General features: G+C 57.9%; 6 protein-coding genes, 2 tRNA genes and 2 rRNA genes (1 of these 10 running past the window's edge). 7 read left to right on the top strand and 3 right to left on the bottom strand.

Annotated features, from left to right (window positions below; genetic code table 11):
* The 3 genes from FE240_RS09500 to FE240_RS09490 form a co-directional block, all read left to right on the top strand.
* Positions 1–1,010: ribosomal RNA gene (locus tag FE240_RS09500) — 23S ribosomal RNA — on the top strand (it extends 1,880 nt beyond the left edge of the window).
* Between the two features lie 104 nt (positions 1,011–1,114).
* A 5S ribosomal RNA gene (rrf, locus tag FE240_RS09495) occupies positions 1,115–1,229 on the top strand.
* 30 nt (positions 1,230–1,259) lie between these two features.
* Positions 1,260–1,336 (top strand) — tRNA-Asp (locus FE240_RS09490).
* A gap of 154 nt (positions 1,337–1,490) precedes the next feature.
* Here FE240_RS09490 and FE240_RS09485 read toward each other — a convergent pair.
* Positions 1,491–2,644, bottom strand: a protein-coding gene (locus FE240_RS09485) for an IS3 family transposase (protein ID WP_193000495.1) whose coding sequence is annotated in 2 segments (ribosomal slippage) — positions 1,491–2,407 and positions 2,407–2,644 — 1,155 coding nt in all. Because the reading frame shifts where the segments join, the coding sequence is not laid out codon by codon here.
* A gap of 573 nt (positions 2,645–3,217) precedes the next feature.
* On the opposite strand from FE240_RS09485, the gene gdhA reads away from it, so the two are divergent.
* The 4 genes from gdhA (at position 3,218) to fabV (ending at position 7,546) form a co-directional block, all read left to right on the top strand.
* Entirely contained in the window at positions 3,218–4,549 is a 1,332-nt protein-coding gene (gdhA, locus tag FE240_RS09480; protein ID WP_193000494.1) for an NADP-specific glutamate dehydrogenase, read from the top strand.
* Positions 4,550–5,074: 525 nt separating this feature from the next.
* Positions 5,075–5,563, top strand: a complete 489-nt coding sequence (locus FE240_RS09475; protein WP_193000493.1) for an ATP-dependent zinc protease family protein — start codon at positions 5,075–5,077, stop codon at positions 5,561–5,563.
* Between the two features lie 57 nt (positions 5,564–5,620).
* Complete coding sequence (locus FE240_RS09470; protein ID WP_193000492.1) at positions 5,621–5,821, top strand: hypothetical protein; 201 nt, start codon at positions 5,621–5,623, stop codon at positions 5,819–5,821.
* Positions 5,822–6,352: 531 nt separating this feature from the next.
* On the top strand, positions 6,353–7,546 hold the full coding sequence (fabV, locus tag FE240_RS09465; RefSeq protein WP_193000491.1) for an enoyl-ACP reductase FabV: 1,194 nt from the start codon (positions 6,353–6,355) through the stop codon (positions 7,544–7,546).
* A gap of 111 nt (positions 7,547–7,657) precedes the next feature.
* On the opposite strand, the gene FE240_RS09460 is transcribed toward fabV, so the two are convergent.
* Positions 7,658–7,734 (bottom strand) — tRNA-Pro (locus FE240_RS09460).
* A gap of 102 nt (positions 7,735–7,836) precedes the next feature.
* Entirely contained in the window at positions 7,837–9,183 is a 1,347-nt protein-coding gene (locus FE240_RS09455) for a dihydroorotase (protein ID WP_193000490.1), read from the bottom strand.
* Between the last annotated feature and the right edge of the window lie 56 nt (positions 9,184–9,239).

The raw sequence follows: 9,239 nt of genomic DNA, 5'->3' as shown, positions 1-9,239 counted from the left end.
GGTAAACGGCGGCCGTAACTATAACGGTCCTAAGGTAGCGAAATTCCTTGTCGGGTAAGTTCCGACCTGCACGAATGGTGTAACCATGGCCATGCTGTCTCCACCCGAGACTCAGTGAAATCGAAATCGCCGTGAAGATGCGGTGTACCCGCGGCTAGACGGAAAGACCCCGTGAACCTTTACTACAGCTTGGCACTGAACATTGAACCTACATGTGTAGGATAGGTGGGAGGCTTTGAAGCGATGACGCTAGTTGTCGTGGAGCCGACCTTGAAATACCACCCTTGTATGTTTGATGTTCTAACGCAGGTCCCTGAATCGGGATCGCGGACAGTGCCTGGTGGGTAGTTTGACTGGGGCGGTCTCCTCCCAAAGAGTAACGGAGGAGCACGAAGGTTGGCTAATCCTGGTCGGACATCAGGAGGTTAGTGCAATGGCATAAGCCAGCTTAACTGCGAGACGGACAGGTCGAGCAGGTGCGAAAGCAGGTCATAGTGATCCGGTGGTTCTGTATGGAAGGGCCATCGCTCAACGGATAAAAGGTACTCCGGGGATAACAGGCTGATACCGCCCAAGAGTTCATATCGACGGCGGTGTTTGGCACCTCGATGTCGGCTCATCACATCCTGGGGCTGAAGTTGGTCCCAAGGGTATGGCTGTTCGCCATTTAAAGTGGTACGCGAGCTGGGTTCAGAACGTCGTGAGACAGTTCGGTCCCTATCTGCCGTGGGCGTTGGATGATTGAAGGGAGTTGCTCCTAGTACGAGAGGACCGGAGTGAACGAACCTCTGGTGTTCGGGTTGTCACGCCAGTGGCACTGCCCGGTAGCTAAGTTCGGAATCGATAACCGCTGAAAGCATCTAAGCGGGAAGCGAGCCCTGAGATGAGTCATCCCTGACCCCTTGAGGGTCCTAAAGGGCCGTTGGAGACCACAACGTTGATAGGCGGGGTGTGTAAGCGCAGCGATGCGTTGAGCTAACCCGTACTAATTACCCGTGAGGCTTAACCATACAACACCCAAGAAGTGTTTTGAGCGCTTGTGACGAAGCGAGAACGACTTAAGTGCTTGTGATGAGAATCGTGAGTGCAATCAGCTTTTCGGATTACGATTTTGCCTGGCGGCCATAGCGCGGTGGACCCACCTGTTCCCATGCCGAACACAGAAGTGAAACGCTGTAGCGCCGATGGTAGTGTGGCAGATGCCATGCGAGAGTAGGACACTGCCAGGCACCCAATTTAGCAATAAGCTAGCCGAATGCGGAGCGGTAGTTCAGTCGGTTAGAATACCGGCCTGTCACGCCGGGGGTCGCGGGTTCGAGTCCCGTCCGCTCCGCCACTAACTATTGAAGGCCTTCCCTGATGGGAAGGCCTTTTTGCTTTTGCATGGGGCGTTTATCGCTGTGTATCGCTGTATTGCGAATCGCCGGACGACCACAGAGGTGGCCATCGCCTCGGCCTTCGGATACCCCCTCTGAATCGCCCCGGCTTCTCTAGACACTTTCGAGCCGTTCGAAATATTGCTTTTCACACTCTACTGGCGATAGCCCATTGTTGAAACTGTGCCGACGTTTGGGGTTGTAAAACATTTCAATGTAATCGAACACATCCTGCCGAGCCTCCTCGCGATCCACATAGGTTTTACGTCGGATCCGCTCGCGTTTGAGGAGCTGGAAGAAACTCTCCGCAACCGCGTTATCATGACAATTGCCGCGTCTGCTCATGCTGGCCTTGAGCTGGTGCTCCCGCAAAAAATCCTGCCAGTCATGACTGCTAAACTGGCTCCCTTGATCAGAATGAACCAGCACTTCCTGCTCGGGTTGCCGTCGCCACACCGCCATCAGTAACGCGCTGATGGCCAACTCTCGGTCGATCCGTGGCCCCATTGACCACCCAATGACTTGTCGTGAAAACAAATCCAATACCGCGGCCAGATAGAGCCAGCCTTCATGGGTTCGAATATAAGTGATGTCCGTTACCCAGACTTTGTTTGGCTCAGTCACATCGAACTGGCGCTCAAGATAATTCGGTGCAACCACCGTTGGCCGGCCACCATAATGACCGGGACGGCGACGATAACCGGTTTGTGAACGTAAACCCTCATGACGCATTAATCGCGCCACCCGGTGTTTCCCGCAGGTCTCGCCCATCTCTCGCAGGTCGTCCCGGATCTTGCGATAACCATAGACGCCGCCGCTTTCTAGCCAACATTGCTTGATCTGGCCTAGGAGGCGTTGGTCTTCCAGAGCTCGGGTAGATAAAGGCTGGTGCTGCCAGGCGTAATAACCGCTCGGGTGGACATTCATCATCCGGCACAGTCGGCGGATGGGATGTGTGGACGCGTGCTCCCGGATGAAGGCGTACCTTACCCTGACAGCTTGGCAAAGTACGCGGCGGCCTTTTTTAAGATATCTCGCTCATCGGTGATGCGCCGCAGTTCAGCCTTGAGGCGCCGAATTTCGGCTTGCTGGCTGGAGTCATGCTGTTGCTGCGCTTCGGGTTGGCTGTAGCGTTTGATCCAGACATAAAGACTGTGGCTGGAAACACCAAGTCGTTCAGCGACCTCTGCCACTGGGTAATGGCGCTCAGTCACCTGCTTGACGGCGGCCAGTTTGAATTCTTCCGTGTAACGTTGCTGCTTGCTCATAACACCTCCTGAATGACCTCAGTTTGAGGCTCTTGGGGTGTCTAGGAAAGTAGGGGCGATTCAAGAAGCCCTGTCGAGCGACTGGGCTTTTTTGTGGTGGTCGGATAGATGTGCTGGCTGTTGTCATCGCTACTCCTTCCTCACACTGGCTTACCGATAAAGGCTGGGAATGTCGGGGGCTCAACCCATAGGGAAATTGGTGCGCAAGGGCGGATATGCATCACATGGAAACCTGTGCCTTGTATGCATTATTTACGAAGTGAAATGCAAGGTTGATTTGGCGCTTATTGGGTAGGAAAACGCGCCGCAGCACGATCTTTGTGAAGTCAGTGGCAATTTTTTCGATATTTGAGTGCGAATATCCTCTCATTAGCAGTAACTTATTATCCATTATATGATAAGGTCGGATTTCTCGAGTCCTGTCTTTCGGGCCCTCTCGGCAGCGTTCAGTGCTGGAAGTCGGTTCGGCAACATTACCCAATGTGTGTTGTGAGCAATCAGCCGTGATCTTCTTCACGGCCGAAGGCTGGGCAGAACAAGGATGATTTTAAATACACTGACAGGGAGTGTGTAATGCAGTATCAGGAGTTCTTTGAGCGTTTCAGCCAGCGTTATCCGCATCAGCCCGAGTATTTGCAGGCGGTGCGTGAAGTTCTCAATTCCATTTGGCCTTTCTATAGCGCCAACCCCAAATATCAACAGCAAGGATTGCTGGAGCGCATGCTCGAGCCGGAACGCCTGATCCGTTTTCGAGTGTGCTGGGTGGATGACAAGGGCGAAGTGCAGATCAACCGGGCCTTCCGGGTGCAGCACAGCTCTGCCATCGGTCCTTACAAGGGAGGGATGCGTTTTCACCCGAGCGTCAACGCCTCAATCCTCAAGTTTCTGGCGTTTGAACAAACCTTCAAGAACGCGTTGACCTCGCTGCCGATGGGCGGTGGCAAGGGTGGCAGTGACTTTGATCCCAAGGGCAAGAGCGACGGCGAGATCATGCGTTTTTGCCAGGCGCTGATGCTGGAGCTACATCGTCACGTCGGGCCGGATACCGATGTCCCGGCCGGCGATATCGGTGTGGGGGCCCGTGAAGTGGCCTACATGGTCGGCATGATGAAGAAACTGACCAACCGTACCTCCTGCGTCTTTACCGGCAAGGGGCTCACCTTCGGCGGCAGTGAGCTGCGTCCGGAGGCTACCGGTTACGGTCTGCTCTATTTTGTCTCCGCCATGCTCGAAGAGCAGGGGCAATCGGTGGCCGGCAAGATTATCTCGGTGTCTGGCTCGGGTAACGTTGCTCAGTTCGCCATTGAGAAGGCGATGGAGCTGGGTGGCAAGGTGATCACCGCATCCGATTCTAGCGGCTCGGTCTACGATCCGGCCGGATTCACCCCCGAGAAGCTGGCACTGCTGCGCGACATTAAGGAGCGCGGTGGCCGGATCAGCGAATATGCGCGGGCCGTGGGCGCCGAATACCTGGAAGGTCGTACTCCCTGGTCTGTGCCGACCGAGCTTGCCCTGCCGTGCGCCACCCAAAATGAGCTGCATGCGGTCGATGCCAAGGCGCTGATCGCCAACGGGGTACAACTGGTGGCAGAGGGCGCCAACATGCCTTCGACCGCCGACGCCATCAGCCTGTTCCATGAGGCGGGGGTCGCTTTTGCGCCTGGCAAGGCCGCCAACGCGGGTGGGGTGGCCACCTCGGGTCTGGAGATGAGCCAGAACGCCCAGCGCCTCTCCTGGCGCCGTGAGACCGTCGATGAGCATCTGCACCACATCATGACCTCTATCCATAAGCTCTGCGTTGAGCATGGCCGTGAGGAGAGTGGCCGCATCAACTACGAGAAGGGCGCCAACATCGCCGGTTTTGTGCGGGTCGCAGAAGCCATGCTGGCGCAAGGCGTGCTGTAACGCATCGGCGTTGATGCTCAGCCTAATAAGAAGGGGCCCTCGGGCCCCTTTGGTTTTTTATTCCCCTGCCTGAGCAGGGCTCGGCCATGTCGCAGCCGGTGCAGCAGCGGTGGCAGTGCAATGACCAAGACGGCGAGCACCAACAGTATCTGGCAGTAGCTGGCTGATATTGTTTTCCCACAAGATCCGGATTTCTCCGTTACTGATGGAGAGCGCCCGGCGCAGATGTTGCTCCAGCATCTCGCCCGGTACAACGCGAGGATGGGTGGCGAGAGCGGGACGTTAAGCTTGCCCAGCACATAGCCCAATACACCCAAGCCGGCCATCAGCAGCAGATCGAACGTCGTACTCTGTATGGAGTAGACCCGGCTCCACATCATGGCCCTGACCTCGCTCTTGTTGCTGGCACACCTGAAAGCGAATGAAGGTACGACTGACCTTGTCAGGCCTCCTGAGAGGGCGGTTTATCGTAGTTCGGCAAGCGGGTATGCTTTGCGCCACAAATTTAGGGGGAGGGGAGTGTGCATGCGCGCCTGGATAGTATTTGGATTGATGGCTCTGGCTGGGTCGGGGGCTTATGGGGCGCCACAGATCTACGGCTGGGCTGAACTCGGGCGCCTGGAGCCGGGCGGCCCGGTGCTGCGTCTCAAACTCGATACCGGGGCCGATACCTCCTCGCTGGATGCCCGGCGTCTGCGTGAGTTTGAGCATCAAGGGGAGCGCTGGGTCAGCTTTATCGTTCCTAGCGAAGGAAAGGGGAGTAAGAGGCCACAGGAGCGCATTGAGCGAGAGGTGGTGCGTTACGTACACGTTCGTGGCGCTGGTGGCAGTGAGACCCGTCCCGTGGTGCGCATGGCCATTTGTGTCGGCGAACGAGTGTTCGACGATGAGTTCACGCTCAATGATCGCAGCAAGATGACCTACCCGGTGCTGTTGGGCCGCAACACCCTGCGCCAGATGGGGGCCGCGGTGGATGTTAACCGCACCTTCACTATCGATCCGCACTGCCCTTGAGCGGGCACATTTGACAGGCTCTTTCTATCCTGAGGAAAACCACCGGAGGAAGAGATCATGACCAGAACCCTGTCGCTGCTTGCCGAGGCCCAACAACTGGTGGGCCACAACCCCTTTACCCTGAGCGATGCCCGCAGCCTCGAGTACCTTGAGGAGCAGGCCATGGGAGAGGAGGGGTTGCTGATCGCCGAGCTGTGGGAAGAAGCGCTGCTGGTGGCCGATGATGAGGCCCGTCTCTACATCAGCGGGATGATGTAGCCGCACCACCTCGCTTCTATCAGCCATCTCTCGTATGCGGCGCCTCGCCGGTGTGCGGCCATTTTCTGGTTGCAGCGTGATATGCACCATTGCTCTTACCATGAATCGCGTTCTTCCTTTCACGTTTATATGTTGACACATCCATCCTGACCCGCTTTTTGCCGGAGAAGCGCATGGCTCGTCGGCCCATCTGAGTTCGGGTGCCGGCTCGCCTTGATGAGGCGCGGGCACTGAAGATGAAAAGGCTGCCTCTGCCGGTGACAACGGCAGGTGGACAAACTGGTGCCCTGTGATGAGCCTGATGGCCAACGCGACTGGTCTGGATGGCGCCATGGGAAGAGGCCTTGAGCTGGCGAAGGGGTGAGAGGGGCACCTGCTACCGAACAACCCCTGTGGGGCGGCAATTCCCGGCTGATGCGCTTGGCTGACACGGTACTTTTTCGGGTGGCACAACACATCAGAGCACCCAATCGGGGCACAATGGGGTATCTTATGCCCCGATTTCATCCATAAAACGGATCAGAGACTCGTATGATTATCAAACCCAAGGTTCGCGGTTTTATCTGCACCACCACCCACCCGGTCGGTTGCGAAGCCAACGTCCGTCGTCAGATCGCCTATGTCCAGTCCAAGGGCGCCATCGAACATGGCCCCAAGAAGGTGCTGGTCATCGGTGCCTCTACCGGCTATGGCATGGCTTCCCGGATTGCCGCCGCCTTCGGCTCCGGCGCTGCCACCCTCGGCGTCTTCTTCGAAAAGGCCGGCTCTGAGTCCAAGACCGGCACGGCTGGCTGGTATAACTCCGCCGCCTTTGACAAGGCCGCCAAAGAGGCTGGCCTCTACTCAAAGAGCGTCAACGGTGACGCCTTCTCCAACGAATGCCGCGCCAAGGTGATCGAGGTCATCAAAGAGGATCTGGGTCAGATTGATCTGGTGGTCTACTCCCTGGCGTCTCCGGTGCGCAAGATGCCGGACACCGGTGAAGTGGTGCGCTCGGCCCTCAAGCCAATCGGCGAGGTCTACACCTCCACCGCCATCGACACCAACAAAGATCAGATCATTACCTCCAGCGTCGAGCCGGCGAACGAGGAAGAGATCCAAAACACCATTACCGTGATGGGCGGTCAGGACTGGGAGCTGTGGATGGCGGCCCTGCGTGATGCCGGCGTGCTGGCTGAAGGCGCCAAGTCGGTAGCCTACTCCTACATCGGTACCGACTTGACCTGGCCCATCTACTGGCATGGCACTCTGGGCCGCGCCAAGGAAGACTTGGATCGCGCCGCCAGCGCCATTCGTGGCGATCTCGAAGGCAAGGGCGGTACTGCCCACGTGGCCGTGCTCAAATCCGTGGTCACCCAGGCTTCCAGCGCCATTCCGGTGATGCCGCTCTACATCTCCATGGCCTTCAAGATCATGAAGGAGAAGGGCATTCACGAGGGCTGCATGGAGCAGATCGACCGCATGATGCGCACCCGTCTCTATGGTGCCGATCTGGCGCTGGACGAGCAGGCCCGCATCCGCATGGATGACTGGGAGCTGCGTGAAGACGTGCAGCAGACCTGCCGCGACCTGTGGCCGACCATCACCACCGAGAACCTCTCCGAGCTGACCGACTATGCCGGCTACAAGCAGGAGTTCTTGCGCCTGTTTGGTTTCGGTCTGGAAGAGGTGGACTACGACGCCGACGTCAATCCTGACGTGAAGTTTGATGTCGTCGAGCTGTAAGGCTCGCCATCGCTGACAAGGGCTGCCCAAGGGCGGCCCTTTTTATTGGCGTGTGGGAAAAGAGACAACAAAAAGGCCTTGTCGAATGACAAGGCCTTTTCGGGGGAATGATGGTCGGCGTGAGAGGATTCGAACCTCCGACCCCTGACACCCCATGACAGTGCGCTACCTGGCTGCGCTACACGCCGACGTGGTCAGCTTGGCTGACGGGGGCTGAGTCTATGGGCCCGCCCCCTGCGTGTCAACACGCAATCTGTCCCTTGCGGTGCGTTTGCCTGCTTTCGCGCCGTTTAGCGGTCAAAGCTCAGGCGTTTGCCCAAAACTGCATCGGTGACCTGGCCATTTTGGTAGGCGATCTGACCATTGACCAGGGTGGTGTCGATGCTGCTGTGGAAGCGGTAGCCGTTGAACGGACTCCAGCCGCAGAGATAGAGGATGTTATCGTCGCTCACCACATAGGGTTTGCCGAGATCGAGCAGCACCAGATCGGCGTAGTAGCCTTCGCGGATGTAGCCGCGATCCTCGATCTCATAGCGCTCGGCCACCGCGTGGGAGGTCTTTTGCACGATCTTCTCCAGAGTGAAGACGCCGTTGTGGTAGAGCTCGAGCAGGGCCAGCAGGGAGTGCTGCACCAGCGGGATGCCGGAAGGGGCCTTGAAGTAGCTCTGCTGCTTCTCTTCCCAGGTATGCGGCGCGTGGTCGGTGGCGATGATATCGAGCACGTCATTGCGCACTGCATCGAGCAGGGCGCGCTGATCCGCCACGGTTTTCACCGAGGGGTTGCACTTGATCTGGCTGCCCAGCGTCTCGTAGTCATTCTCATTGAAAAAGAGGTGGTGCACGCACACCTCGGCGGTGATCTGCTTGCTGCGCAGCTCCTTCACATCGTGGCTCGGGGTGAACAGGGACAGCTCCTTGGCCGAGGTCAGGTGCAGCACGTGCAGCTTGGCGCCGTGCTCTTTGGCCAGCTTCACGGCCAGCGAGGAGGAGCGGTAGCAGGCCTCGTCACTGCGGATGTGGGCGTGTTCGCGCATCGGCACCTGCTCGCCCCAGCGCTCACGGGCGGCCTGCTCGTTGACGGCGATGGTGGGGGTATCTTCGCAGTGCGTCACCAGCAATACCGGGCTGTCACGGAAGATGGCGGCCAGGGTCTCTTGGTTATCGACCAGCATGTTGCCGGTGGAGGAGCCCATGAAGATCTTAACGCCACAGTTGCGCTTGGGATCGAGCTGCTTGATTTGATCGAGGTTATCGTTGGTGGCGCCAAGGTAGAAGCTGTAGTTGGCGGCGGAGGCGTGTTCGGCGATGGCGTACTTGGCTTCGAGGGCTTCGATGGTGGTGGTCTGAGGATTGACGTTGGGCATCTCCATGAAACTGGTGGTGCCGCCGGCGACCGCTGCTCTGGATTCGCTCTTGATGGTGCCCTTGTGGGTTAGCCCCGGCTCACGAAAGTGCACCTGATCGTCGATCATGCCGGGGATGAGGTGCTTGCCACGGGCATCGATGACGAGCGCATCGCTCGGCGCCTCGATGTGGGGGGCGATTTTGCTGATCCGTTCGCCCTCGATCAGCACGTCGGCGGCGTAGATACGTCCTTCATTGACCAGGGTGGCCTGGGAGATGAGCAGCTTGTTCATGGGGAGTTCCAGTTCCTTTGCTTAAGATCGCACGCCATAATAACGCAATCCGGGAA

This window comes from Aeromonas simiae, from assembly GCF_014892695.1.
GTDB lineage: Bacteria > Pseudomonadota > Gammaproteobacteria > Enterobacterales > Aeromonadaceae > Aeromonas > Aeromonas simiae.
This window is presented reverse-complemented; position numbering and strand designations above follow the sequence as displayed.

What these genes read in the sequence shown, in the direction of transcription:
- FE240_RS09455 (WP_193000490.1), bottom strand. Translation starts at nt 9,183, where the DNA reads ATGAACAAGCTGCTCATCTCCCAGGCCACCCTGGTCAATGAAGGACGT.
- FE240_RS09470 (WP_193000492.1), top strand. Translation starts at nt 5,621, where the DNA reads ATGACCAGAACCCTGTCGCTGCTTGCCGAGGCCCAACAACTGGTGGGC.
- fabV (WP_193000491.1), top strand. Translation starts at nt 6,353, where the DNA reads ATGATTATCAAACCCAAGGTTCGCGGTTTTATCTGCACCACCACCCAC.
- FE240_RS09475 (WP_193000493.1), top strand. Translation starts at nt 5,075, where the DNA reads ATGCGCGCCTGGATAGTATTTGGATTGATGGCTCTGGCTGGGTCGGGG.
- gdhA (WP_193000494.1), top strand. Translation starts at nt 3,218, where the DNA reads ATGCAGTATCAGGAGTTCTTTGAGCGTTTCAGCCAGCGTTATCCGCAT.